27 protein-coding genes and 3 tRNA genes are annotated in these 25,114 nt (G+C 56.9%); 17 read left to right on the top strand and 13 right to left on the bottom strand.

The window, feature by feature from the left end:
- Positions 1-45 precede the first annotated feature (45 nt).
- From rutF to rutA, 5 genes are read right to left on the bottom strand one after another with little or no spacing between them, the layout of a single operon-like run.
- Complete coding sequence (gene rutF / locus OJ965_RS14365; RefSeq protein WP_033736345.1) at positions 46-558, bottom strand: NADH-dependent FMN reductase RutF; 513 nt, start codon at positions 556-558, stop codon at positions 46-48.
- An 18-nt stretch (positions 559-576) separates the two neighbouring features.
- Positions 577-1,383 carry a pyrimidine utilization protein D gene (rutD, locus tag OJ965_RS14360; protein ID WP_265136542.1) on the bottom strand — a complete coding sequence of 269 codons (807 nt, stop codon included), beginning with the start codon at positions 1,381-1,383 and terminating at the stop codon, positions 577-579.
- Positions 1,383-1,778, bottom strand: coding sequence for a pyrimidine utilization protein C (gene rutC / locus OJ965_RS14355; RefSeq protein WP_265136540.1), 396 nt, complete (start codon positions 1,776-1,778; stop codon positions 1,383-1,385). The genes rutD and rutC overlap by 1 nt, the downstream gene beginning before the upstream one ends.
- A gap of 17 nt (positions 1,779-1,795) precedes the next feature.
- Positions 1,796-2,509 (bottom strand): pyrimidine utilization protein B, encoded by a 714-nt coding sequence (gene rutB / locus OJ965_RS14350; protein WP_154928061.1) that lies wholly within the window; start codon positions 2,507-2,509, stop codon positions 1,796-1,798.
- Entirely contained in the window at positions 2,509-3,600 is a 1,092-nt protein-coding gene (rutA, locus tag OJ965_RS14345) for a pyrimidine utilization protein A (RefSeq protein ID WP_154927879.1), read from the bottom strand. Before rutA ends, rutB begins: the two co-directional genes overlap by 1 nt.
- A gap of 306 nt (positions 3,601-3,906) precedes the next feature.
- Here rutA and rutR point away from each other — a divergent pair, with 306 nt between their 5' ends.
- Positions 3,907-4,542: an HTH-type transcriptional regulator RutR gene (rutR, locus tag OJ965_RS14340; protein ID WP_009090993.1), complete on the top strand. Its 636-nt coding sequence runs from the start codon at positions 3,907-3,909 to the stop codon at positions 4,540-4,542.
- 38 nt (positions 4,543-4,580) lie between these two features.
- Positions 4,581-5,555: a metal-dependent hydrolase gene (locus tag OJ965_RS14335; protein ID WP_265136537.1), complete on the top strand. Its 975-nt coding sequence runs from the start codon at positions 4,581-4,583 to the stop codon at positions 5,553-5,555.
- A gap of 44 nt (positions 5,556-5,599) precedes the next feature.
- Here OJ965_RS14335 and cycA read toward each other — a convergent pair whose 3' ends face one another.
- A complete protein-coding gene (gene cycA / locus OJ965_RS14330) occupies positions 5,600-7,000 on the bottom strand; it encodes a D-serine/D-alanine/glycine transporter (RefSeq protein WP_046101562.1) in 1,401 nt (466 codons plus the stop codon).
- A gap of 287 nt (positions 7,001-7,287) precedes the next feature.
- On the opposite strand from cycA, the gene OJ965_RS14325 reads away from it, so the two are divergent.
- The 3 genes from OJ965_RS14325 (at position 7,288) to OJ965_RS14315 (ending at position 10,600) form a co-directional block, all read left to right on the top strand.
- Positions 7,288-7,983, top strand: coding sequence for an extensin-like domain-containing protein (locus OJ965_RS14325; protein WP_154927877.1), 696 nt, complete (start codon positions 7,288-7,290; stop codon positions 7,981-7,983).
- A 1,163-nt stretch (positions 7,984-9,146) separates the two neighbouring features.
- The gene (sdiA, locus tag OJ965_RS14320; protein ID WP_265136534.1) at positions 9,147-9,869 is read left to right on the top strand and encodes an autoinducer binding domain-containing protein; all 723 of its coding nucleotides are present in this window, start codon (positions 9,147-9,149) and stop codon (positions 9,867-9,869) included.
- A gap of 119 nt (positions 9,870-9,988) precedes the next feature.
- On the top strand, positions 9,989-10,600 hold the full coding sequence (locus OJ965_RS14315; protein WP_033736343.1) for an acyl-homoserine-lactone synthase: 612 nt from the start codon (positions 9,989-9,991) through the stop codon (positions 10,598-10,600).
- A 37-nt stretch (positions 10,601-10,637) separates the two neighbouring features.
- On the opposite strand, the gene OJ965_RS14310 is transcribed toward OJ965_RS14315, so the two are convergent.
- Complete coding sequence (locus OJ965_RS14310) at positions 10,638-10,862, bottom strand: DUF2594 family protein (protein ID WP_003849983.1); 225 nt, start codon at positions 10,860-10,862, stop codon at positions 10,638-10,640.
- Between the two features lie 430 nt (positions 10,863-11,292).
- Between OJ965_RS14310 and uvrY the strand changes: the two genes are divergently transcribed.
- The 6 genes from uvrY to OJ965_RS14280 all read left to right on the top strand — a co-directional run bounded on the left by uvrY (position 11,293) and on the right by OJ965_RS14280 (position 14,834).
- Positions 11,293-11,952: a UvrY/SirA/GacA family response regulator transcription factor gene (uvrY, locus tag OJ965_RS14305; RefSeq protein WP_009090981.1), complete on the top strand. Its 660-nt coding sequence runs from the start codon at positions 11,293-11,295 to the stop codon at positions 11,950-11,952.
- Positions 11,945-13,777, top strand: a complete 1,833-nt coding sequence (uvrC, locus tag OJ965_RS14300; RefSeq protein ID WP_111208065.1) for an excinuclease ABC subunit UvrC — start codon at positions 11,945-11,947, stop codon at positions 13,775-13,777. Before uvrY ends, uvrC begins: the two co-directional genes overlap by 8 nt.
- 69 nt (positions 13,778-13,846) lie before the next feature.
- Positions 13,847-14,395 (top strand): CDP-diacylglycerol--glycerol-3-phosphate 3-phosphatidyltransferase, encoded by a 549-nt coding sequence (gene pgsA, locus OJ965_RS14295; RefSeq protein WP_009090977.1) that lies wholly within the window; start codon positions 13,847-13,849, stop codon positions 14,393-14,395.
- A gap of 152 nt (positions 14,396-14,547) precedes the next feature.
- Positions 14,548-14,623, top strand: a tRNA-Gly gene (locus OJ965_RS14290).
- A 40-nt stretch (positions 14,624-14,663) separates the two neighbouring features.
- A tRNA-Cys gene (locus OJ965_RS14285) sits at positions 14,664-14,737 on the top strand.
- A gap of 10 nt (positions 14,738-14,747) precedes the next feature.
- Positions 14,748-14,834 (top strand) — tRNA-Leu (locus tag OJ965_RS14280).
- Positions 14,835-14,952: 118 nt separating this feature from the next.
- On the opposite strand, the gene OJ965_RS14275 is transcribed toward OJ965_RS14280, so the two are convergent.
- Positions 14,953-15,189 carry a hypothetical protein gene (locus OJ965_RS14275; protein WP_258195940.1) on the bottom strand — a complete coding sequence of 79 codons (237 nt, stop codon included), beginning with the start codon at positions 15,187-15,189 and terminating at the stop codon, positions 14,953-14,955.
- A gap of 305 nt (positions 15,190-15,494) precedes the next feature.
- A complete protein-coding gene (locus OJ965_RS14270) occupies positions 15,495-15,692 on the bottom strand; it encodes a hypothetical protein (RefSeq protein ID WP_265136525.1) in 198 nt (65 codons plus the stop codon).
- A gap of 181 nt (positions 15,693-15,873) precedes the next feature.
- Here OJ965_RS14270 and OJ965_RS14265 point away from each other — a divergent pair, with 181 nt between their 5' ends.
- Complete coding sequence (locus tag OJ965_RS14265; RefSeq protein ID WP_009090969.1) at positions 15,874-16,071, top strand: DUF6404 family protein; 198 nt, start codon at positions 15,874-15,876, stop codon at positions 16,069-16,071.
- Positions 16,072-16,109: 38 nt separating this feature from the next.
- Here OJ965_RS14265 and OJ965_RS14260 read toward each other — a convergent pair whose 3' ends face one another.
- From OJ965_RS14260 to OJ965_RS14245, 4 genes are all read right to left on the bottom strand, one after another.
- The gene (locus OJ965_RS14260; protein ID WP_140028320.1) at positions 16,110-17,615 is read right to left on the bottom strand and encodes a SulP family inorganic anion transporter; all 1,506 of its coding nucleotides are present in this window, start codon (positions 17,613-17,615) and stop codon (positions 16,110-16,112) included.
- A 145-nt stretch (positions 17,616-17,760) separates the two neighbouring features.
- Complete coding sequence (locus tag OJ965_RS14255; protein ID WP_033736573.1) at positions 17,761-18,015, bottom strand: biofilm/acid-resistance regulator YmgB/AriR; 255 nt, start codon at positions 18,013-18,015, stop codon at positions 17,761-17,763.
- Between the two features lie 379 nt (positions 18,016-18,394).
- Positions 18,395-18,802, bottom strand: a complete 408-nt coding sequence (locus OJ965_RS14250) for a DUF2000 domain-containing protein (RefSeq protein ID WP_265136517.1) — start codon at positions 18,800-18,802, stop codon at positions 18,395-18,397.
- 41 nt (positions 18,803-18,843) lie between these two features.
- On the bottom strand, positions 18,844-19,692 hold the full coding sequence (locus tag OJ965_RS14245) for a helix-turn-helix transcriptional regulator (RefSeq protein ID WP_265136515.1): 849 nt from the start codon (positions 19,690-19,692) through the stop codon (positions 18,844-18,846).
- Between the two features lie 145 nt (positions 19,693-19,837).
- Between OJ965_RS14245 and OJ965_RS14240 the strand changes: the two genes are divergently transcribed.
- The 5 genes from OJ965_RS14240 (at position 19,838) to OJ965_RS14220 (ending at position 25,080) form a co-directional block, all read left to right on the top strand.
- Positions 19,838-20,269, top strand: a complete 432-nt coding sequence (locus OJ965_RS14240) for a MarR family winged helix-turn-helix transcriptional regulator (protein ID WP_009090959.1) — start codon at positions 19,838-19,840, stop codon at positions 20,267-20,269.
- 2 nt (positions 20,270-20,271) lie between these two features.
- Positions 20,272-21,957 carry an MFS transporter gene (locus OJ965_RS14235; RefSeq protein ID WP_033736341.1) on the top strand — a complete coding sequence of 562 codons (1,686 nt, stop codon included), beginning with the start codon at positions 20,272-20,274 and terminating at the stop codon, positions 21,955-21,957.
- Complete coding sequence (locus OJ965_RS14230; RefSeq protein WP_154927874.1) at positions 21,954-23,048, top strand: HlyD family secretion protein; 1,095 nt, start codon at positions 21,954-21,956, stop codon at positions 23,046-23,048. The genes OJ965_RS14235 and OJ965_RS14230 overlap by 4 nt, the downstream gene beginning before the upstream one ends.
- The gene (locus OJ965_RS14225) at positions 23,045-24,427 is read left to right on the top strand and encodes an efflux transporter outer membrane subunit (RefSeq protein WP_265136511.1); all 1,383 of its coding nucleotides are present in this window, start codon (positions 23,045-23,047) and stop codon (positions 24,425-24,427) included. The genes OJ965_RS14230 and OJ965_RS14225 overlap by 4 nt, the downstream gene beginning before the upstream one ends.
- A 266-nt stretch (positions 24,428-24,693) precedes the next feature.
- Positions 24,694-25,080: a hypothetical protein gene (locus tag OJ965_RS14220; protein ID WP_009090952.1), complete on the top strand. Its 387-nt coding sequence runs from the start codon at positions 24,694-24,696 to the stop codon at positions 25,078-25,080.
- The last annotated feature ends 34 nt before the right edge of the window (positions 25,081-25,114 follow it).

Below are 25,114 nucleotides of genomic sequence, written 5' to 3'. Positions count from 1 at the left end.
TACTCCAGAGCGTTATGAATGCCGGTGGGTTTCAGGGAAGGGTTATCAGGCTTCCTGCCGCATCAGGGGATGGTATCCCCGGTCAAACCAGGCCAGGCCGTGAGAATCGTCGTTGCGCACCACGGCCAGGACTTCACAGAACAGGGTGTCATGGGTGCCGACGCTGACAATCTGAGTGATCCGGCAGTCAAAGGAGGCGACCGCGCCGCTCAGCACCGGCGAGCCGGTAACGGCCGTCGACCACTCTGCAGCCACAAACCGCTCAGCCATCGGGGTTTTACCACCAAACAGCGTGGAGAGCGCTTCATGGCCCGCCGCCAGGGTGTTGACGCAGAGCTGCATGTTTTCGCGGAACACCGGATAAACCGAGGCCGAACGGTTCAGGCAGACCAGCAGTGTAGGGGGCGCATCCGTGACACTGCACACCGCAGAGGCGGTGAAGCCTGCGCGTCCGGCAGGGCCTTCCGTGGTAATGATGTTGACCGCCGCGCCCAGGCGCGACATCGCATGACGAAAGGCCGTTTTGTCAACGGCAGGGGTAAGGGTATCCAGGCTCATAATCTTCTCCGCGAGAGCTTAGACGACGCGCTGCAGGGGCTGCACGTCATCGGTCTGATCCAGCCACTGCAGCAGCCGGGCATTAAAGGTTTCGGCGTCGGTGACGCTCATGGCATGTCCGCCCCAGGTTATTCTCTGCTCCGTGGCGTTGGGCAGGGCGGCAGCCAGCGCAGGTGAGCAGCTCCACGGCACCAGCAGGTCATCTTCACTGGCGATCACCAGCACCGGTTGCGGGATTGCCGCCGCCCGGGCGCTGAAATCCGCGCTCATCAGGGCGTGCAGCCGGCGCATCAGGTTTTCCATTCCCTGAAAATGGGCGACATGATGACTGTCCTCCTGCTCAAGCCGCGTCAGATGCTGCGCCATCCACTCTGCCGGATAGAGAAACAGCGGCTGAGCACGGACAAAGGCCTCCACGCCGACGTTCAGCAGCAGATCCTGGCGCACCTGAAAGCAGCGGCGGGTATGGGGATGCAGCGACAGCCAGCCGTTGATCACCACGATCCGCTCGATCCGCTCCGGGTAGTCCAGCGCCAGCTGCATCCCCAGCAGGCCACCCAGCGCATGACCAATCAGGCTGAAGCGCAGGATGCCGTGCTGCGCCAGCGCATCGGCCAGCTCCGCCGCCATCATCGCCATACTGTAGCCCTCCGGCAGCGTGTCAGCGCTGCGTCCGGTGCCGCGCTGGTCATAACAGACCACCCGATAGCGTGTCGTCAGCGCCGCCAGCTGTGGCTGCCAGAAACCGGCTACGCCGCCCAGCCCGGAGGAGAGCACCAGCGTCGGTGCATCGGGATTTTGCAGGCCCAGAATATCCAGCTGCATCAGACCTCCGGCTTGCCAATGTGGGCCACGCTGGCGATCTCAATCAGCGCATCCGGTTTGACCAGCCCGCACTGAATACAGAATCGGGCGGGTTTATCGCCGGGAAAGTAGTCGGCGTAGACCTGGTTCACCGCACCATAGTTTGCCCAGTTGGTGATAAAAATAGAGTTGAAGGTGATATCCGCCATCGTGCCACCCGCAGTTTCAATCACCTTTTTAATGGTTTCCAGTACGTGGCGGGTCTGCGCGGCGGCATCCCCGACGTGCACCACGTTGTTGTCAGCATCAAACGGCAGCGTGCCCGAAACATAGACCACGCCATCTGCCAGCGTGCCAGGGACAAACGGGGCGATGGGCGTCGTGGTACCCGGTGGAACAATGATACTTTTTGGCATAGCGTCATCCTCGGTGATCAGGGGGCTTTCAGGCTTTCGCAGAAGGTATCGACATCCGATACCCAGCCAAAAAAGGTTTCGATATTGAACAGCGCCGCCTGCTGGGCAAATGGCGGGCCAGCCTGGTAGGTTGCGTCTTCCAGCACCACGCCGAAGTACTCCAGAAAGAAGCCGTCGCGCAGCGTCGATTCCACACAGACGTTGGTGGCAATGCCGGTAAAGATCAGATGACGAATGCCGCGACTGCGCAGCATGCTGTCGAGCGGCGTGTTATAGAAGCCGCTGTAGCGCGATTTAGGCAGCACAATGTCCCCGGGCTGCGGCACCAGTTCATCCACCAGTGCGTAATCCCAGCCGCCTTTGGAGAGCAGCGTGCCCTGCAGTTCAGGTCGTTTGCGCATGGTTTTCAGCGCATTTGATTTGTGAAAGTTGGGCGAACCGGCATCACCGGCTTCAACATAGTCACTGTCCCAGCCGTTCTGGAACCAGATAATCTGCACGCCTGCGGCACGCGCCGCCGTCACCGCCTGATGAATCTTCGCTATCACCGGTTGCGTGGCGGAAACATCAAAGCCCGCCAGGTCAAGATAACCCCCTTCAGTGGCGTAGGCGTTCTGCATATCGACCACGATCAGCGCACTCTGAGCGGGGGGAAAAGCAATCGGCTCCGGCCGGGCTGGCAGTTCGACCTGAGTCACGTCAGGCGTGTGAGCGCAGTAAACGGTATTCATCATGCCACCTCCTTCCGGGCATCCAGCAGGGCGCTGCGACAGCGCATCAGCGGCTGGATGTGCTGTCCGAAGTTCTCGATCCCTTCCAGGAAATCATCAAAGGTCAGCAGCACGCCGTGGGTGCCTTCAACCTGAGCCACTTCATCCAGCATCCGCGCCACGCTGGCCCAGGAGCCGACCAGGGTACCCATGTTGATGTTGACGGCAGAGGTGGGGTCGGCCATCTGGCGCACGTTAGTGTCGCTGCCCGATTTGGTATCCTGCTGACTCTGGGTGGTCAGCCAGGAGAGCGCCTCTTCATCGGCACCGGCTTTATAGTGTTCCCACTTCGCCCGCGCTTCCTCATCGGTTTCCGCGGCAATGATCATGAACAGGACGTAGGAGCCGACGTCGCGACCGGCTTTCGCCGCCGCCTGTTTCATGCGAATCGAGGTTGAGCTGAACGCGGCAGGGGTGTTTACCCCTTTACCAAAGCAGAAGTTGTAATCGGCATACTGTGCGGAGAAGGCCATACCGGCGTCGCTCTGACCGGCGCAGATGACCTTCATCGGGCGCTGCGGCTGCGGACTGACGCGGCAGTCGTTCATGGTGAAGAATTCACCTTTAAAGTCCGATTTTCCGGTGCCCCACAGATCGCGCAGCACGGTAACGTATTCGGTCAGATAGGCGTAGCGGCTGCTGAAGTACTCATCGCCAGGCCACATGCCCATCTGTTCATATTCCGGTTTCTGCCAGCCGGTGACCAGGTTGACGCCGAAACGGCCGCCAGAGATGGAGTCAATGGTGGACGCCATGCGCGCCACAATGGCCGGTGGCAGCGTCAGGGTGGCGGCAGTGGCATAAATTTCAATACGTGAGGTGACAGCCGCCAGACCAGCCATCAGGGTGAATGACTCCAGGTTATGATCCCAGAATTCTGTTTTTCCGCCGAAGCCGCGCAATTTGATCATCGAAAGCGCAAAGTCGAAATGGTAATGCTCTGCTTTCAGTACGATTGCCTTATTGAGTTCAAAGGTTGGCATGTACTGCGGTGCATTGGAGGAGATCAGCCAGCCATTGTTACCAATCGGAATAAAGACGCCTATCTTCATGTGAAACCTCGTTGCGATGGGGGAAAGGTGTTTCACGCGCGGCACTGCATCCTGCCTCATCCCTGTGGGCTGCGCTCAGTCACAATTTTGCAAACCCTGTGCCACAATTTTTAATTGTTTATATAACAATGGGTTAAAATGAAGAGGTAAAAATAAAGTGGAGTGACTGGTCCATTTCAGACCGTTTGGTCAAAATTCGCTGCACGTTTTCCATGCAGGCTGAGCAAAAAAGGTGCAGCACGCTGGTTAGGCAGCCAGAGATCCCTTTGCTATGATGCGATGACACCTGACGGATGAGGTAAGGCAGTGAAAACCGATGAAAAAAAGCCAACGCGTCGTTCACGCGCGGTGGCGGCAAAGCGAGCGGCGATACTGGATGCGGCGCTGACCCTGTTCTCGCAGTTTGGTATTCATGGCACCAGCCTCGATAAGGTGGCCGAGCTGGCAGACGTTTCCAAAACCAATCTGCTCTACTATTTCCCCTCGAAAGAGGCGCTCTATGTGGCGGTGCTGAAACAGATTCTGGATGTCTGGCTGGCGCCGCTGCGCGCGCTGGCACACGATCAGGATCCGCTGATGGCCATCCGGCGCTATATCCGGCTGAAGCTGGAGGTGTCGCGCGATCATCCTCAGGCCTCCCGGCTGTTCTGCCTGGAGATGCTGCAGGGCGCACCGCTGCTGAAAGGGGAGCTGGCGGGCGACCTCAAGCAACTGGTGGATGATAAGGCGGCGATAATTGAGCGCTGGATTGATGAAGGGCGTCTGGCTGGCGTCCAGCCGCAGCATCTGATCTTTATGCTCTGGGCCACAACGCAGCACTATGCCGATTTCGCCACGCAGGTGGAGGCGGTGACCGGACAGACCCTCAGCGACGCCGCGTTCTTTGAGCAGACTGTTGAGAACGTTCAGCGCATGATCATTGAAGGCATCCGCGTACGCTGATTCCGCGCAGATTCACGGTTCGGTAACGGAGTTAATCTATGGATTCTGTTTCGCAGTGGGTACTGGGCGCCTCCGTCAGCGTCGCGGTGATGGGGCGTCGGGTTCCGGTCTGGCAGGCGGCACTGGTTGGGGGTGTCTGCGGCACCCTGCCCGATCTGGATGTCTTTATCGATCATGGCGATGCAATACGCAACATGACGCTGCATCGCACCGAAAGTCATGCGCTGCTCTGGCTCACGCTGATCTCCCCGCTGGTTGCCTGGCTGGTGGCGGGGCTGTGTCGTCAACGGGTGGCATGGCGGGCGTGGTGGCCCGCCATCTGGCTGGCACTGATCACGCACCCGCTGCTCGACCTGATGACGGTGTATGGCACCCAGCTTGGCCTGCCGCTTACCGACTTTCCCTATGCGATTGGCAGCATCTACATTATCGATCCCCTCTATACGCTGCCGCTGCTGGTAGGGCTGGCTGTGGCGCTCTGGCGTGGCGGCGAACGGGGACTGCGCGGCAACCGGCTGGGATTAACGCTGAGCTCGCTTTATCTGGTCTGGAGCGTGGTGATTCAGGGCGTGGCAGGCTGGCAGATCCGGCAGTCGCTGACCGGGCAGGGGATTCCGACCGATAAGGTACTGGTGACGCCAACGGCGTTCAATACGCTGGTCTGGCGCAGCGTGATCCTGACCGGCGACCGTTATGGCGAAGCTTACTGGTCGTTACTGTCGCCTTCGCGTCCGCTACAGGTGACGTGGTATCCGCGTCATCCCGAACTTTACAAAGGGTTTCGTGGCAGCTGGTATGCAGAACGCGTCGCCTGGTTCAGCCACGGTTTTTATGCCCTGCGTGAGCAGGATGGGCAGACGACGATAGCTGACCTGCGTATGGGCGAAGGGGAAAAGTATACCTTTACCTTTGGTCTCGGCACGCCTCAGCAGCCCGATCCCCGGCCGCAGCGCTTACCTTCTGAACGGCCTTCGTTGTCCGCCAGCTTTTCTGCGCTGGGCGAACGCCTGTAAAAAAGCCCGGTCATCTGACCGGGCTTCCTCTCTGACAGGCTGAACTAGCGACTGCGTGAGCCGCGATGACGCAGCCACCAGCCCACACCCAGCAGGGCGAACCAGAGTGGCGTCACCATCAGCGCCTGACGCGTATCATCCTGCAGGGTCAGCAGCACCAGCACAAAGGCAAAGAAGGCCATGCAGACCCAGCACATCAGCTTGCCCAGCGGCATTTTAAAGCCGGATTCCGCATGACGCTGCGGATGCTTTTTGCGATAGGCCAGATAGCTGCACAGGATGATAGTCCAGACAAACATAAACAGAATCGCCGAGACGGTAGTTACCAGAGTAAAGACCGTCATCACATCCGGGATCAGGTAGATTAACGCCACGCCCGCCAGCAGGCAGAAGCAGGAGAAAAACAGACCGGTGGTCGGGACGGCGCGGGCTGAGAGCCGGCCAAAGGCGCGGCTGGCAACCCCCTGCTGTGACAGACCATAGAGCATCCGGCTGGTGGAGAAGATGCCACTGTTCGCAGAGGAGGCTGCTGAGGTCAGCACCACAAAGTTGACGATACTCGCGGCAGCGGGCAGGCCAATCAGGACAAACATCTCAACAAACGGACTGCGATCGGCCATCACCTGGGTCCATGGCGTCACCGCCATAATGACCATCAGCGCCAGCACATAAAACATAATGACCCGCAGCGGGATGGCATTAATCGCGCGTGGCAGGACTTTATGCGGATCATGAGTCTCTGCCGCCGCCGTGCCAACCAGTTCAATCCCGACAAAGGCGAACACCGCAATCTGGAATCCGGCAAAGAAGCCGCTGAGCCCTTTCGGGAACAGTCCGCCATGATCCCAGATGTTGCTCAGTGCCGCCGTACCGCCGCCCGGAGAGGGGTAGTGGATGGAGACCAGCACAATGCCCGTCACGATCAGCGCGACAATGGCGACGATTTTAATAATTGCAAACCAGAACTCCATCTCGCCGAACAGCTTGACGGTCGCAATGTTGAGCGCCAGAAAGACCACCACGCAGAGCAGGGCGCTCATCCAGATCGAGAAGCCCGGAAACCAGAGCTGGAAATAGGCGCTGATGGCCACCACGTCAGCGATGCCGGTGACCACCCAACAGAACCAGTAGGTCCAGCCGGTAAAGTAGCCTGCCCAGGGGCCGAGCAGATCCGCGGCAAAGTCGCTGAACGATTTATACTCCAGATTGGAGAGCAGCAGTTCTCCCATCGCACGCATGACAAAGAACAGCATAAAGCCGATGATCATATAGACGAAAATGATCGAGGGGCCGGCCAGGCTGATGGTTTTACCTGAACCCATAAACAGGCCCGTTCCGATAGCGCCGCCGATGGCGATCAGCTGAATGTGTCGGTTGTGCAGGTTGCGCCGTAGCTTGTCGGGGCCTTCCTGCGTTAAGGGGGCATCTTTAGATTGATCGACCATAGAATACTCTTTCCTGTCTTGATGTTGTGTCAGCTCTGCTGGCTGATAATGAATAGCCTTACCCGAAGGGCTGGTCGGCATAAGATAGAGGAAGTCACCCCAAAGCCGGTAACAGTTTTTTACCTGATGTGACACCGGCCATGGTCAGCCAGAGCAATCGTTGCGCATTCTGGTTAATCCTGCGTCAGCCAGGGTAAGGATTCATCACGTTATGTCAGTTGCACAGCGCAGCGTGAATCTGGCTTCTACACTTTTTGTTTGCTAATCATCATGCTGCGAGAGGGGTTATGCGCACGCTTATCCTGTTTTTGCTGTTAATCGCGCTGGGCTGGATGAGTCTGCCATGGCTGAAGCAGCATCTGCCACCGCAGTTCAATCCCTTTACCCCGCTCGCCGTTACCGATCCTCCGGGCTGGATGACGCAGCTTAAGATGAAACGGCTGGCCAGCGATCCCGATGCCTGCCTTGCCGTGATGCGCCGCGCTCAGCAGGCCGGTTGGGTGACGTTCAGCGAACGACCGGCAGTGACGGGCAACTGTCCCCTCAGCGACCCGCTGCGCATTCAGCGATTTGGTCCGGTGAGCCTCAGCAGCAGCTTTCTGGCGAGCTGTCCGATGGCGGTTGCCAGTACGATGTATGCCCTGCGCAGTCGCCAACAGACCGCCAGGGATATGCAGAGTCCACTGGTACGGATTACGCATGTTGGCAGCTACGCCTGCCGTAACATTTATCATCGCGCGCAGGGGCGATTGAGTGAACATGCCACCGCCGATGCCTGGGATGTGACCGGCTTCCAGCTGGCGGATGGTCAGCGGCTTGAGGTCAGTCGTCACTGGCAGCAGCCCGGGCAAAAAGCGGCCATGCTGCATACCTTGTGGCGGGGGGGATGTGAGGTGTTTGGCAATGCGCTGGGCCCGGATTACAACACGGCACACGCTTCACATTTTCATCTGGGGATGCGGGGCGCGGGCTATTGCCGGTAAATCATCAGTCAGGACTAATACCATCTTTGATTAATAATTGATCGGCTATCTGTAAAAATTCAGTCCAGTTCTCTGCTGGAATCTGGCACCGGCCGCTAATCATTCATTCGCTGAGAGAACAACATTAAGGCATTTGATTTTAGTGCCATCTATTTAAAGAGTAAAACTGTTCGCCGAATAAATGCGCTATTCCCTTTTTCTCCTCTCTCATCAAATACTCGTCACTGAGCGACAGAATGAAAATATTTCACCATGCAGACAGCCGAATTAAGTTAAATGAGAAGGGAAAATTAACAAATGCGCTGGGGCGTTATCTCTGTTTTTTTACAGGCAGGATTATTTTTCAGATAGTTTAACCCGGTGACTACCTTCAATGTCATTCTGCTAACTAAACTACGATAAAGGGTGAGCCTGCTAACGAAACAGCCGCTTCGCTTTTAACGGGATCGAAATCAGGCTGAAGAGATAAGTAAGGCTTATCAGGAAGCGGTTTTTGCCTGACCTTTTCTTTTGCAGGCTGTCAGGATGATAAACAGCAAAAAGCCGCCGGATGGCAGAAGAAAATAGAGGGTGGTCAGGAGCCGCGGGTTAACTTAAGCGTCAGAACTGACGCAGGTCTGCAGAAAAACGCAGCACAACATTTGCGCTCCTGAGCCCGCAGCGGCAGGCCAGCGAGCCTCTCCGCCTGCCTCGCCGCGTTTCCCAGCGGCTGGATGATCCGGCAGCCAGGTGCGCGCCGGAGAAGTTTAAAAACGCCGATCTTATTTCCTGATGAGAAATATGTTGGCGGTTCCTGGGGAGGCAGCGTTAATCGAATTGAATTAACGTCTTGTTTACTCATTATTTACTCAATAAGCAGTAGCGCTATTTATTATTTCCGCCCCATTTGCAAATTTGCGATAAAATGTCACAAGGTGACAGGCATTGAAATCCTATAAGAAAAATCTTATTCTTAGGGTGTGATTGAAAATGGCGTGACCAACCTCACATTGCCCGGGCAGGGACACGTTTTCACTCCGCCATGACGATGAAAGGTAAAAGGCGCTTCATCAGGCAACGGATTCATCTCTGACGATATATTCATTTTTTCTGAAAAATTAAACTCTCTGATGAGTCTGATTGAATAGCATCGGAAGGACGGGTGAAAATAATGCTGAGGCAATATGGGTAGTGAAAATTATTTCGCCTGGCGAAGCAGTGTGAAAGAACAATTTCAGGCATTAACGACCTCATCTGAATTGAAGGCGTTATTGCAACATTTTACGGAATCATTAGGCTTCGATTATTTTGCTTTTTTGATTCAGCACCCGGTGCCATTTACCCGACCGCGCATTCATTTATACAGCACCTATCCCACATTATGGGTTAAGCGCTATGAGAAGCAGAATTATTACGCGGTAGACCCGGTGCTCAGCTTGTGTCAGCGACCAGGGAGGGGGATGGCATGGACGGAGGCGCAGTTTGCTGACGCAGGCAACCTGTGGCGGGAGTCGCGGGAATATGGGCTTCAGAGCGGTTTTTCTTGCTCTGCAATGGCACCAAATCGCGTCATTGGTATATTATCTATATCGTCCCAACAGCCCATTTCTGTCCAGCTCTGCCATGCTGAGCTGGAGGTGAAACTCCACCTTTTAGCGGAACTAAGCCTGGATACGCTGGAACGCTTTAGCGATGATGCGATGATGGTACTGAAAAATGCGTTAAGTCAGCGCGAGCTGGAAATTCTGAAATGGACAGCCGAAGGAAAAACGGCGGTCGAGATTTCACTTATTTTATCCATCTCTGAACATACCGTTAACTTTCATCAAAAAAATATGCAAAAGCGTTTCAATGTTTCCAATAAAACGCAGATTGCCTGTTATGCAGCCGCAATCGGACTGATTTGAACATCAACAACTGCCACCTTTGGCAGTTTCTTTGTACGGGTCAGTTGTCTACCCTGCGCCGGAACTTTGCCAGGCTGGCGCAAAAAATCATTGCAACATGGGGATGTCAGAGGCGCATGATGAAAATAGTGCAAACGCAGTTAAAGGATATGCCATCCTCTTTGCTCGCCGAACTGGGCAGCTACCGTTACAGCGTCTTTGCGCGCGGCGAAGGGTGGTCTATTCCGCCGCGCCTGAGCACGCCAGGACAGGAGTATGATCGCTACGATCGTTCAGATGTGACCTGGCTGATCGCATGGAATGCCCGTGCAGGGATCTGCGGCTGTGCCCGCCTGATGCCCTGGTTTGAGCCTGAGCAGAGTGAAGGCATCGTGCTGCCCTTCAGCCATGAGAAAGTCTGGGAAATGTCGCGCTTCTCTGCACGCCTGGACGTGGATGCCGAACTGCCGCTGAACATACTCTGGCACGCGGTACAGCTGGCGGAACTGCACGGCATGGAGTACATCATCAGTTCGGCAACGCCAATGCTGGAGAAGATGTTTGAGCAGCATCAGGTGGTCTATGAGCCGCTCACACCCGGCCTGATTCTGTCAGAAGATAATCTGTTTGCGATCCGTATTCCGGTGACTCAGCCTGCGCTGGCAGAGAAGTATCGGGGCACCCGACGCTTCAGCCCGGAAGAGGTGCTGCCGACGCTGGGTGTGTCGGTCAACTGGCAGTCGCATAATTAGGTCAATTGCCCCCGCGGCTGGGGGCAACACAACACGCTTACTGACGGTAGGCGGTTTTAATCTGCTTGATGGTATTGCTGAACACTTCCGCCTGCGGTTTGTCGCCCAGCGTCTGTACATAGCGTTCCATGTTAATAATCACTTTTCCCGCATCAGCCTGACCCATCCCTTTCAGAATCAGGGTGATCATCATCTTCAGCCCCGCGATTTCATCCGCTAATTTCCGGGCTTCCTGGGAAGTTGCAAAATCTTCATCGCTCATGAGTTTCTCCTTGGTGAATGACAATGTGTCGGCAATCTGTCCGCACAGCAGTGCGTGAGTATACCACAGGGGAGGTAAGTTGCTGATGGTGCCGGTCCGCTTTGCCGTTAAAGGCTGTTTCGTCCAGCACAACTAATCAATCGCTGAAAGTAATCACACGATTGACTGGCCCGGAGCGGACAGCAATGCGTTGTAGACAGGATTACCGAACGCGGTTGTTAATCTTCTGAAATACAGAGCATTTAATCAATATGCAACGATGCTGATGATGAGCAGAAAAGTCTGATGCGACGCGCCACGCCCGGCTGAGGGTAATGATGCAATGCGTCCACTGTTTTGCTTTGTTGATGTGCTTTTGGGGCAAAAGCGGGTATGATTACCGCTCACATTACCTGATTGCTTCCTCTTTTTAGCCTCTGGAGTTTCCCCGTTGATCAGTGTGCTTCTTGTTGATGACCATGAACTTGTCCGTGCCGGGATCCGTCGTATCCTGGAGGATGTTAAAGGGCTCGCCGTGGTCGGAGAGGTTAACTGCGGCGAGGATGCGGCCAAATGGTGCCGGTCAAATCAGGTGGATGTCATTCTGATGGACATGAATATGCCGGGTATTGGCGGGCTGGAAGCGACGCGAAAAATCGTGCGCTACAACCCTGATATCAAAATTATCATGCTGACTATCCATACCGAAAATCCGCTGCCTGCCAAAGTCATGCAGGCGGGGGCCGCGGGTTACCTCAGTAAAGGGGCCGCGCCACAGGAAGTTATCAACGCGATTCGTTCGGTCAATGCCGGCCAGCGCTACATCGCGTCAGACATCGCCCAGCAGATGGCTCTGAGCCAGATTGAACCACAAAAAGCGGAATCTCCCTTCAGCTGTTTGTCGGAAAGGGAATTGCAGATTATGCTGATGATCACCCGAGGACAAAAGGTGACGGAAATTTCCGAGCAGTTAAATCTCAGTCCTAAAACCGTTAACAGTTACCGCTATCGGATGTTCAGCAAACTGAATATCAGTGGCGACGTCGAGTTAACGCATCTGGCCATTCGACATGGCCTCTACAATGCGGAGCCGTTAATCAGTAGTGAATGACGTTTTTGATTCCAGAGCCTTTCTGAGTACGGTAACCAGCAAGCCCGGTGTTTACCGCATGTATGACGCCTCAGGCACCGTCATCTATGTGGGCAAAGCCAAAGACCTGAAGAAGCGTTTGACCAGCTACTTCCGCACGCAGGTCGGCAGCCGTAAAACCGAAGCGCTGGTCAGCAATATCCAGCACATCGATGTCACCGTAACCCATACCGAAACCGAAGCGCTGCTGCTTGAGCATAACTACATCAAGCTCTATCAGCCGCGCTATAACGTCCTGCTGCGCGATGATAAATCGTATCCCTACATATTCCTCAGCAGCGATACTCATCCACGTCTGGCGATGCACCGTGGCGCAAAACATGCCAAAGGCGAATACTTCGGCCCGTTTCCGAATGGCTACGCGGTGCGTGAAACCCTGGGCCTGCTGCAAAAAGTGTTCCCTATCCGCCAGTGCGAAAACAGCGTCTACCGCAATCGCTCCCGGCCCTGTCTGCAATATCAGATAGGCCGCTGCCTGGGTCCCTGTGTGGCCGGGCTGGTCAGTGAAGAGGAGTATGCGCAGCAGACCGACTATGTGCGCCTGTTCCTGGCCGGTAAAGACGATCAGGTGCTCAATCAGCTGGTCAGACGCATGGAAGAGGCGAGTACCGGGTTGCGTTTTGAAGAGGCTGCACGACTGCGCGACCAGATTCAGGCCGTGCGGCGGATCACTGAAAAGCAGTTTGTCTCGAATCAGGGTGATGACCTCGATGTCATGGGCGTAGCGTACGACGCCGGTATGGCCTGTCTTCACGTGCTCTTTATTCGTCAGGGTAAAGTGTTGGGTAGCCGCAGCTACTTCCCGAAAGTCCCGGTGGATACCGATCTGGCCGAGGTGGTGCAGACCTTTGTCGGGCAGTTCTATCTGCAGGGCAGCGAGGCTCGCACCCTGCCAGGTGACATCCTGCTGGACTTTACCCTGCCAGAGCGCGAGCTGCTGGCTGAGTCTCTGAGTGAACTGGCGGGACGCCGGGTTAACATTCAGAGCAAGCCGCGCGGCGATCGCGCCCGTTACCTGAAGCTGGCGCGCACCAATGCCGCGACCGCGTTAACCACGCGTCTTTCTCAGCACTCCACCATTCATCAACGCCTGATGGCACTGGCGGAGTTCCTTGAGCTTGACCGGATCACGCGCATGGAGTGTTTCGATATCAGTCACACCATGGGTGAGCAGACCATCGCTTCCTGCGTGGTCTTTGACCAGAACGGTCCGCTGCGCGCCGATTATCGCCGCTACAACATTAGTGGCATTACGCCGGGCGATGACTACGCCGCCATGAACCAGGTGCTGCGTCGTCGCTATGGCAAAGCCATTGAAGAAGAGAAGATCCCGGATGTCATTCTGATTGATGGCGGCAAAGGGCAGCTGGCGCAGGCGATACAGGTCTTTGCGGAACTGGACGTGCCCTGGGATAAGACGCGGCCGATTCTGCTCGGCGTGGCTAAAGGCAGCGATCGTAAAGCCGGACTGGAGACGCTCTTCTTTGAAGCAGAAGGTGAGGGCGTTTCGCTGCCGCCTGATTCGCCTGCGCTGCATGTGATCCAGCACATTCGTGACGACGCTCACAATCATGCGATTTCGGGCCACCGTAAAAAACGGGCGAAAGTGAAGAACACCAGTGCACTCGAGAGTATCGAAGGGGTGGGGCCAAAACGACGTCAGCAACTGCTCAAGTACATGGGGGGCCTGCAACCGCTGATGAATGCGTCGGTGGAGGAGATCGCCAATGTGCCGGGTATCTCTCATGCGCTGGCAGAAAAAATATACTACTCACTGAAACACTAGCATTGAAACGGGGGGGGCAATGTAGGAACATAGGCTAAATTATACCTATATCCAGACAGTTACCGGCATATGCAATTAAACATTCCGACGTGTCTCACCCTGTTTCGAGTCGTGCTCATCCCGTTCTTTGTGCTGGCTTTCTATCTGCCGTTCACTTGGGCACCGCTTGCTACCGCATTGATTTTTGTCTTTGCAGCCATCACCGACTGGTTTGATGGCTTCCTGGCGCGCCGCTGGAAGCAGACGACGCGTTTCGGGGCTTTTCTCGATCCGGTGGCGGACAAAGTCATGGTCGCCATTGCGCTGGTGCTGGTCGCAGAATATTTCCACGCCTGGTGGATTACTCTTCCTGCCGCAACCATGATTGCGCGCGAGATCATTATCTCTGCGCTGCGTGAGTGGATGGCAGAGATTGGCAAACGCAGCAGCGTATCGGTGTCCTGGATTGGTAAAGTCAAAACCACGGCTCAGATGTTCTCACTGTTTGCCTTGCTGTGGCGTCCGGATGCCACCATTGTGGCGGTGGGTGTCGTCGCGTTGTATGTGGCTGCGGTGCTGACTTTCTGGTCAATGTTCCAGTATTTAAGCGCGGCGCGCGGCGATCTGCTCGAACCGTGATCGATACGATTTAAAAAGCAGCAAACGGACAGGCGGTGAGGATAATTTTATTGACTCATCGCGTCAGGTCAGTAGAATGCAACGCATCGAAAGGCAGCGTGTCTGTCAGAAGATAAGTAAAATCAGCAGGTTCGACGAAATTGCTGAAAATTGCGGGAATAGCTCAGTTGGTAGAGCACGACCTTGCCAAGGTCGGGGTCGCGAGTTCGAGTCTCGTTTCCCGCTCCAGATTCGCAGGTCAGGTTAACCTGGCGGCACATCAGTTTAAGGCGCGTTGGCAGAGTGGCTATGCAGCGGATTGCAAATCCGTGTACCTCGGTTCGACTCCGGGACGCGCCTCCAGTTACACCCTGCCCGGGTGGTGAAATCGGTAGACACAAGGGATTTAAAATCCCTCGATCGTAAGGTCGTGCGGGTTCAAGTCCCGCCCCGGGCACCATATCGATTTACCAATAAAATCAATGATAAGCAGTGTCGTATGACCGCCTCATAAGGGCGGTTTTTTTGTGCCTGTCTTATTTTTCAGAATATCCTTCAGAATATTTTTCGGCTCCAACTCAGCCACGCGAGCTGAACACCAGTTCATCCGGCGTGTCACTGATCAGCACCATCCGCTGTGCCTCACCACTGGATGACACAAACGTCACTTCATGTCCGATGCTGAAAGCCGCAAAGGCGTCGGTGGGCTGAACCGACTTCTGGATCTCCAGCACCAGCCGTGAGGGAAAGGGTTGGTCATTGACCGTATCAAGATGATAATTCGCCGTAAAACTCAGCTCGGGTTGATCAACCACGTAGAATTGTCCTGAAGGCATAGTGTTGACCTCTGCATAATCTGACCATTACGTGCCGCCGGAACAGGCTGCCTGAAACTTAAGGGTAGCTGAATAACCCTGTCCCGAAAGTCCGGCTTGCCGGTTTTTGCTCTCTCCGACCCTGGCGGACAGCAGGTAACGCTTTCGCTGCCGGGTCAGTCGTTGGTAATGAGAGGGAACAGGGGCAGGATAGGGGAATAGCGTCGCTGCCTGCCGGCAGAATGGGTAACGTCACGTGCGGGGGCGGCACCAGCCAGCCTGCAGGGCAGGCCAGCTGGTTAATATCAGGCCTGAGGCTGGCCTGCCGGACCGACGCCACCGGGTGCGCCCACCGGCGCCTTTCCACCCGGCGGCGGCGGTGGCGGGGCATCTTTGCCTGGCGGCGGCGGCGGCGGGGCATGTCTGGGCGGTGGGGTCGGTGCGCAGGCGGTCAGCGTAGCAAGGATGGTCAGCGTCGATAACAGATAAGCAGTACGTTTCATCGTAATTCCCTGATCGGTTAAGCGGAGCGTTAAGTATAGATAAGCGCCGTCAAAACGCCTGACGTGAAGCAGACGGCAATGTTATTGTCGATTATTTGAGATGCTTCGCAACTTGTGCACGGTAACCATGCGTTTCAGACCAGAGATCGCTAAGGTAGCGCATCAATTAAGAGGAGTGGTTATGAATGGCATAATGAAGTTCGTCCGCGGCTGGCTGGTCTTTTCTCTCTTGTGGGGCGTGTTCATGTGGTTTATGTCATGGCAGGAGCAGGGCAAAGCGCCGGGTCTGGCAATTCTGATGAGTCTCTATGCGGGATTAATCTATCAGGCTCTCATGACGATGGTCGGCCGCTACCGGACGCGGCGTCAGCAGGCGTAACAGGTTCTGCTGCCGCAGAGGCAGCAGAACCGCGCACGTTAACCGAAGTTACCGGTCAGACGCTGATGGAAGTCGGTACTGCGTGAATCCAGCCCCTCAATCGTCACTTCGGCACCATATCTTTGATAGCGATACTCAATGCCATCCAGCGCCGCGACGCTGGACGCATCCCAGATCTGCGCATGGGTTAAATCGATCGTGACCTTTTTAGGATCGTGAGCGTAATCGAAATGCTCAAACAGGTCGTTGCTGCTGGCGAAGAAGAGCGGGCCGCGCACGACATAGCGCACCGACTGACCATCATCGCTCAGCTGACGCTCTGCATGGATAACATGCGCAATGCGGCGGGCAAAGAGCAGCATGGCAAGGATCACCCCCGCAAGCACACCCAGCGCCAGATTGCCCGTCCAGACCGTGACCGCCACCGTCAGCACCATAATCAGCGTTTCTGACCACGGCATACGCTTCAGGGTGGCGGGCTGCAGGCTGTGCCAGTTAACGGTTTTCACCGCGACGACCATCATGATGCCCGCCAGAACCACCATCGGGATCTGCGCCATAATCTGACTCAGTCCGGTCACCAGTAACAGCAGCACCAGAGCGGCCGCGACGGTAGAGACCCGGCTGCGTGCCCGACCCAGTTCCACGTTGACGATGGTCTGACCGATCATCGCACAGCCCGCAATACCGCCATAGAAGCCCGCCAGGATATTCGCCACGCCCAGGCCCCAGGATTCACGGCGCTTACTGGAGGGGGTATCCGTCAGATCATCGACCAGTTTGGCGGTCAGCAGCGACTCCATCAGCCCGACAAACGCGATACTCAGTGCCGTGGGCCAGATAATCTGCAGCGTCTGCAGGTTCAGGGGCACCAGCAGCGTATTCAACCCGGGCAGGCCAGGGCTCATCGGCCCCTCGTCACCCACGTTCGGCATGCGATAGCCCATCAGCAGTGCCACCGCCGTCACCACTACAATGGCGACCAGCGGGGAGGGCACACTTTTTATCAGGCGCGGCAGCAGCAGCACAATAGCCAGGGTGACGGCAAAGAAGATCCACACCAGGGGTGACTGACCCCAGACGTGCGGCACCTGCGCAAAGAAAATCAGGACCCCAAGCGCATTCACGAACCCCAGCATTACCGAGCGCGGAATGTAACGCATCATGCGCGCCAGACCGGCCAGGCCAAACAGAATCTGGATGATGCCGCCCAGCACAACGGCGGGCAGAATATATTCCACGCCATGCAGATGCACCATCGGCCCGATGACCAGCGCCACGGAACCGGCGGCAGCCGTGACCATTGCCGGGCGGCCGCCCAGAATCGACAGGGTCAGACAGAGTACCACCGAAGCCACCAGGCTGACTTTCGGGTCGACACCGGCAATCACGGAAAAGGAGATCACTTCGGGGATCAGGGCCAGCGCGGTAATCACACCGGCCAGGCATTCGCGGGTCAGCAGCGCAGGCGAACGCAGTACGCGCCCCGTGCTGATATCGCCCGCCACAACGTCAGTTGCGGTAACATCATTAGTCTGGGTCATAAAGGATTGCAGGCTCTTTAGTTATTTTGCTCCCGCGCGGAAGGCGGAAAGAATGGGATAAACAGTGAGAGGCAGATACTACCGGGGGATCGACGAAGATACCAGAAAAAGGCGGTGGATTCCCTCCCTGGAATCGCGACTACAGTTAAAAGTCATCCGGGGTTTTGTGGACCACCAGGTCAAGCAGCTGACGGTAGATATCCAGCGAATCCCTGTCGCTTTCCAGTTCCAGCCGGTGGATCAGCTTTGAAATAATGGCCTTATTACTGACAGGCATACCCGATTGCAGGATTTCTGCGATCAGGACACCCAGCATTTCCATCTCGCTGGCGGGTTTATTCGCTGCGGGATTGAAATAGTCGGCAATTTCCTGGTCAGTCCGGGGAAGTGTATTTTGCATGTGTAAGCCCTTCATAACAGCCCGATTCCGGTTCGGATGTCAGGACAAAATCAATCAAAAAAACCATCGCATGGACAGATGCGATGGTGCCAGCGTGAACATAACGCAGATAAAAAATAACCTCTGAAGGTGGAAATCCACTGACACCTTCAGAGGCGACGCAAGTGCATCATTCGTTACAGAGTCGCATGACAACTCGTGGCAGTAAAGTTATACAATGAAAGCCAATCTGTACAATCGAATCCTTTTGCAAAATGTGCTATTTAACGCTTTTCAGCAGCTTATAAGGATTATTCCGAGAAAAAATCTGTACAGAGAACCTATACAACCCGCAGATTCGACCGGACAGATAAAAACAGTCAGGCACCCCGCAGGGTGATCAGGCAAATAACGCCAGCTTTGCCGTCAGCTTACGCAGCGCTTTTTTATCACCCACGATCGCGAGACCCAGCAGCCGCCACTGCCGCCGCGATTGCTGGCGCAGGGCGATGCTGAGCGCCTGATAATCGGTGGTGGTCTGTCCCTCTTCGGGAAACAGCACCCGATCGTACCCGGCCGCTTCGGCCTGCAGCAGCAGTGCCCGCAGCTGCTCATCGGTGGCCGCCAGCACGGGAATACCGGTGCTGATCAGACCGGGGGAGGGATGGCGCTCCGCATCTTCCAGTGCATCGCCAACCAGCTCCGGATGACGCTGCCCCAGCGTTAATGCCAGCACGGCAGCGGCGTTGGTGGCTTTACCGGCTGGCAGCGCGGCATTCAGTATCATCACACATCGTAAGTCCTGCATTGCGTTTCTCCTCACTCAAAAAACGCATTGTGGCAACGGCGTCAGTTCGGGTCTGGAAGATTTGTGCAGGCGTGCTGATAGCGTGACGGCGTGAGCTGGCAGGCGCGTTTAAACCAGCGCCCCAGATGGCTCTGATCGGCAAAACCCAGCGCGGCGGCCACGTCGGCAACCGGCTGGCCCTGCGCCAGCTTCCGGCGCGCCTGGCTCAGCCGCCACTGCACCAGCCAGGCGTGAGGCGGCAGGCCCCAGTGCGCCTGAAACAGGCGTGATAACCGGAAGCGGTCCACCTGCAGCTGCTGCGCCATCTGCGCCAGGCCGGGATTTTCCGCATGATGGGCGATCAGCCAGTCACGCGCCTGTAATGCCAGCACCGTATCTTTATCCGGGTGGCGATCGGGCAGGAAGATCTGCTGGTGCGGCGTGAGCTGAGAGAATAGCCGATCCAGAACCGCCTCTTTGATCAGGGCGGGATGGTTGTGCCACAGTGCCTCGAATGCATGCCAGACGGCATAGGCCAGCGACCGATCGTCGCGCAGCGTTGCAGCAAACTGTAACGCGGGGGAGGGCGGCGCGTCACGCCCGGCCGGGTTGAGGTGCTGTGCAATCTGCTGTGGAGAAAGGTAGAGCATACGGTAGGTGAAACCCTGTTCGTTGATGGCATCCCCATCATGCAGCTCTTCCGGTTCCAGCATAAACACCGTGCCGGGTCGGCTCCGGTGCTGTCTGCGCCGCGAGTGAAACTGCTGTACTCCCTGCTCAGTCACACCGATCAGATAGCTATCATGCCAGTGCGGATCATAGGCGTGACCGGTAAAATGAGCGCGCAGCGCCTCAATACCGCTGATGGCGTCACGGCGGAGATCCACCCAGTTTGCTGCTGGCTGTTTCATATTATCGGGCTCCCGATAGCGGACTCTGGACATTCTGCCGCGATCCACTAGTTTTTAACAGAACGGGCGCTTTTCAATCCCGTTTTGCTTTGCGTATAATAACCTCTCTATTTAATCAGAATCCTAACCATTAGGCTGCTAACATTTGTCTCAGCATACCCGTACCTTCACCCATTTACTGCACCTGACCGCACATGCCTGGCGCCTGGCGGTAGATCGTCATCTCAGAGACAGCGGCTTAAGTATGAGCAGCTGGATGGCTATTGGCCTCATCGCCAGCGAACCGGAACGCATGACGCAAACCGAACTGGCGCAATTGCTGGGGCTGGAAGATGCCAGCATGGTTCCGCTGGTGGATCGGCTGGTCAAACAGTCACTGCTGACGCGGGTGCAGCCGCCGGAAGATCGCCGCAAGCGCCACCTGGTGCTGACCGAAAAAGGCAACGAGGCGTTTGCCCGCGTGAAAACCGAGGCCGATGCGCTGCGCACGGAGATGCTGGCTGATATCGACCCGCAGGATCTGGCCGTCACCGAACGTGTGCTGCAACAACTGCTGAGTCGTATGGGAAGTATGTAGCAGTGGCAAAGCGAAATCCCTACGCTGCACGCGAGTGGTTACCGCACGAAAAACCCATGCTGCCGGGCTCGCCCTCGACCCCGCTGCACCCGATGCCCAAACGCCTGGCGTTTGGCCTGATCGGTCTGCTGATTTCCCTGACCGGTGCGCTGAGTAACGCGCTGGTCACAGCAAATCTGGTCAATCTGCAGGGCACCTTTGGTGCCTGGTCGAATGAAATTGCCTGGCTGCCTGCGGTCTATGTGATGGGCAATATCTCGATCAACCTGCTGCTGGTGAAGTTCCGCCAGCAGTTTGGACTGCGGGTCTTTACCGAGGCGTTCCTGGTGCTCTATGTGCTGGTGGCGTTCTTTCATCTGTTTGCCAACGACCTCAGTTCCGCAATTATTGTGCGCACCGCGCACGGCATGGTGGCGGCCGCCCTCAGCTCACTCGGCATCTACTATCAGGTGCAGGCCTGGCCCGCAAAACATCGCCTGAAAGCGCTGGTTATCGGCCTGACGGTGTCGCAGCTCGCCATTCCGCTGGCCCGACTCTTCTCCTCTGAACTGCTGCAGCTCAACGAGTGGCGCGGTCTCTATCTGTTTGAACTCGGTCTGGCGATGATTGCGCTGGGCGGGGTGCTGATGGTGAAACTGCCGCCGGGTGACCGCATCAAAACTTTTGAGAAAATGGATTTCGTTACTTTCATTCTGCTGGCACCCGGCATGGCGCTGCTGTGCGGCGTGCTGTCGCTGGGGCGGATTGAGTGGTGGTTCACCACGCCCTGGCTCGGTATCTGTACCGCGATAGCGCTGACGCTGATTGTCGCGGCGATGGTGATCGAACATAACCGGCGCAATCCGCTGATCAATACCCGCTGGCTCAGCAGCGGCAACATGGTGCGGCTGGGCATCGTGATGATCATGATCCGTATCGTCCTGGCCGAACAGAACACCGGCGCGGTCGGCTTCTTACAGCAGCTTGGCCTGCAGAACGATCAGATGCGCGGTCTGGCGCTGGCCATTATCGCCGGGGTCATTGTTGGCATTGCTGCCAGCGCGCTGACCATTAAACCCACTCATCTGAACTGGCCGATTGTCGCCTCGCTGGTGGTGATGATTATCGCTTCACTGATGGATTCGCAATCCAGCCCGCTGACCCGGGGTCCCGAAATGTATTTCAGCCAGTTCCTGCTGGGTTTCAGCAGCGCTTTTTTTATGGCGCCCGCCATGCTGATGGGGATTGGCAGCGTCGTGACCCAGCCGAAGAATCTGGTCAGTTTTGTGGTGCTGTTTGGCATGAGCCAGAACCTCGGCGGTCTGATCGGTTCCGCCATTCTGGGCACCTTTCAGGTCTGGCGCGAAAAATATCACTCCAGCCTGCTGGGCGATCAGCTTTCCCTGCTCGATCCTAATGTTACCGAGCGGCTCAGCCAATACAATGCGCTGTTTAACCCGCTGGTGGGTGACAGCGTGCTGCGCGGTGCGCAGAGCACCAGCCAGCTTCAGACGGTCGCCACACTGCAGGCGAACGTGCTCGCCTATAACGACACCTATCTGCTCACCGCCGCGCTGGCGCTGGCGACGCTGATGTGGGTAATCTGGCGTTTAACCCGTCGCCGTTATCTGGAGTGGCGTCAGGCGCGATTTAACCTGCGTGAGCAGCAACAGCTGGCCGCATTACAGGATTTAAGGGAGAAACAATGAGTCAGCAGGATGAGCTTCAGGCTGCAGAACGCGAACGTGTTAATCGCCGCCGTATTCTTTCTGTCGCCGTGGGTAGCGGCATTGTGGTGCTGGGCGTGCTGGTTATTCTCTACGCCTGGCAACTCTGGCCCTTTACCAGCGCGGTGCAGAGCACCGAAAATGCCTATGTGCGCGGTCAGGTGACCTTTATCAGCCCGCAGGTCAGTGGCTATCTCACCTCGGTGGAGGTGATCGATCTGCAGCCGGTGAAAAAAGGGCAGTTACTAATGACGATTGACGATCGGATCTATCGTCAGCGGGTGCATCAGGCGCAGGCGCAGCTGGCGATGAAGCAGGCGGCGCTGAACAATAACCTGCAGCAGCGTCGCAGCGCAGAAGCGACGATTCAGAGCAACAAAGCGGCACTGGAGAATGCCAAAGCCCAGGCGTTAAAAAGCGGCTTCGATCTGAAGCGGGTTGAGAACCTTGCGGCGGACGGATCGCTCTCAGTGCGTGAGCGTGATGCCGCCCGTGCCGCCAGCGCCCAGGCGCAGGCGCAGGTGCGTCAGGCGGCGGCGCAGATCGCTGTGGCACAGCAGAATCTGCAAACGGTCATTGTAAACCGTGATGCGCTGGAGGGGGATGTCGCCAGCGCGCGTGCCGCTCTGGAACTGGCGGAGATCGACCTGGCGAATACCCGGATTACCGCACCGGATGACGGCCAGCTCGGTCAGCTGTCGGTCCGCACCGGCGCCTATGTCACTGCCGGAACCCGCCTGACGTCGGTGGTGCCCAATCACAAATGGATTATCGCCAATCTGAAAGAGACCCAGCTGGCCCATATTCGTCCCGGTCTGCCGGTGACGATTCGGGTCGATGCGCTGGATGGCAAGCGCTTTAACGGCGAGGTGGAGTTTATCTCCCCGGCTGCAGGCTCAGAGTTCAGTGCCATTTCACCCGACAACGCCACCGGCAACTTTGTCAAAATCGCACAGCGCATTCCGGTTCGCATCCGCCTGAAGGAGCAGGATATGGCACAGCTGCGTCCCGGCATGTCCGTGGAGGTCAGCATCGATACGGCCGCCCGGCCCGCCGGTGAGGCTGCGCCATGAGGGGCCGCCTAGCGATCGCTGTCCTGTCACTGCTGCTGTCAGGCTGCGCCACACAGGTTGAAAAGGCACCGGCCTCGCTGCCGATCCCGGCGGCCTGGCGGGAGAGTGTCGGCCCCGGCGCCGCGCCGGAGGCCGAGTGGTGGCGTGCTTTTCATGATGAGTATCTCAACCGGCTGGTCAGCCAGGCGCTGCGCAACAATCCCGATATTCTTACGGCGCGATCCCGGGTCGATCAGTATCGCGCCCAGCTGCGCGCCACGCAGGGTGATAACTTTCCCACCGTCAGCGCCGGTGTGGCCGCGACCCGTGAACGCACGCTCTCGTCAGTGACGGGGCAGCCTTATGAGACCGATGTGTTTCAGGGCGTCTTACAGGGCAGCTACGAGGTTGATCTGTGGGGCGCGCGCAGCAGCAGCATCACGGCGGCGCAGGCGACCTTAGCGGCGCAGCAGGCGGCGGCGTCTGCCGCTGAGCTGACCATCGCCAGCTCGGTTGCGTCGGGTTACCTCAACCTGTGTGCGCTGGATGAGCAGCTGCGGGTCACCGAGGCGACGCTCGCCACCCGCAATAATTCGCTGAAGCTGGCCCGGCGTCAGTTTGAAACCGGCTACACCTCCCGGCTGGAGTGGATGCAGGCGGCCTCAGAATATCAGTCGGCCAAAGCGCAGATACCGCAGCTGCAGCATCAGATCGCCCAGCAGCAGAATGCGCTGAGCATTCTGGTGGGAATGAACCCGCGTACCCTTGCCCGGCGTCAGCAGTTTGACCAGATTCTGCCGCAGCAGATGCCGTCGCTGCTGCCTTCTGCGCTACTCAACCGCCGTCCCGACATCGTGCAGGCGCAGCGTCAGCTGCTGGCGGCCGATGCCAGCCTGGCGTCGTCACAGGCGAGGCTGCTGCCGTCGCTTAACCTCACCGCCAGCGGCACCCTGCAGAGTTCGGTGCTGCATCAGTTAGCGGATAATCCGTTCCGGCTCTGGAGCGTGGGCGGCAGCATTCTGGCGCCTCTGCTGAACCGTGAAGCGCTGACGGCGCAGGTCGATGTCTCAATGGCCACGCGGAACCAGGCGCTTTACAGCTATGAAAAAGTGGTGCGCAACGCCTTCGCGGAAGTCAACGATGCGGTTGACGCCATCAGGCAGAGAGAGGCCCAGCTTCAGGAGCTGCAAAAGCAGGAGGCCTACGTGACCGAGGCGCTGCGCATTGCCCGCAACCGCTATCAGAACGGTTATGCCTCTTATCTGGATGAGCTGGATGCGCAGCGCACCCTGTTTTCCACCCAGCTTAATCGGGTCACCGTCAAAAATAACCTCCTGCTGGCGCAGATCGATCTCTATCGTGCGCTGGGGGGAGGCTGGACGCCCGCCGCAACGCCCTAGTCGTCCAGGCCGATCCAGCCGTCGCCAGAGTTTGACGGCGCGGATCGGCCCCCTGACGACAGCAGGAGAGCCTGTTTCCTCCGCCGCAATCCCCCGAATATCCGCTATAAAGCGATGCATACTTCTGCTTACCTGTCTTTACATTCGATGGTATCATGCGCGGGTTTTACACCAGCCAGACGGAAAAGCGCACGAAAAGCGCAGGCTGCGCACGGCGAATTATCCGTTTATATTACTGATAAATATCATAAAAGAAGGGATTCCTGATGAATAAGAAGACGATTTTCACGCTGGCCGTGGTTGCTGCGTTATTGACCGGTTGTGCCCGCACCGCACCGATTCACAATGTGAATCAGAGCCTGACGCAACGCTACAGCGATAACCAGATGAAAACGGCGATCATTGAAGCCGGCATTGGCCGTAAATGGGTGATGACCCCCGTATCGCCAGGCGTGATCACTGGCCGCCTGGCCCAGCGTGGTTTCGCGGCGACCATTCGCATCACCTACACCAGCCAGAACTACCGCATCGATTATGTCAGCAGTGAAAACCTGAAAGCAGGGCAGGGGCAGATCCACAGTAACTACAACCGCTGGATCGCCAATCTGGATCAGGACATTCAGTTACGCCTGTCGGCGCTGGCGGCGCAATAAGGCGTCTCCCGTCGTAATAACGTCCCGTCAGAGG

The organism is Pantoea anthophila (genome assembly GCF_026104315.1).
Taxonomy (GTDB): domain Bacteria; phylum Pseudomonadota; class Gammaproteobacteria; order Enterobacterales; family Enterobacteriaceae; genus Pantoea; species Pantoea anthophila.
The sequence above is the reverse complement of the archived record's forward strand: the minus strand, read 5'-3'. Positions and strand labels throughout refer to the sequence as shown.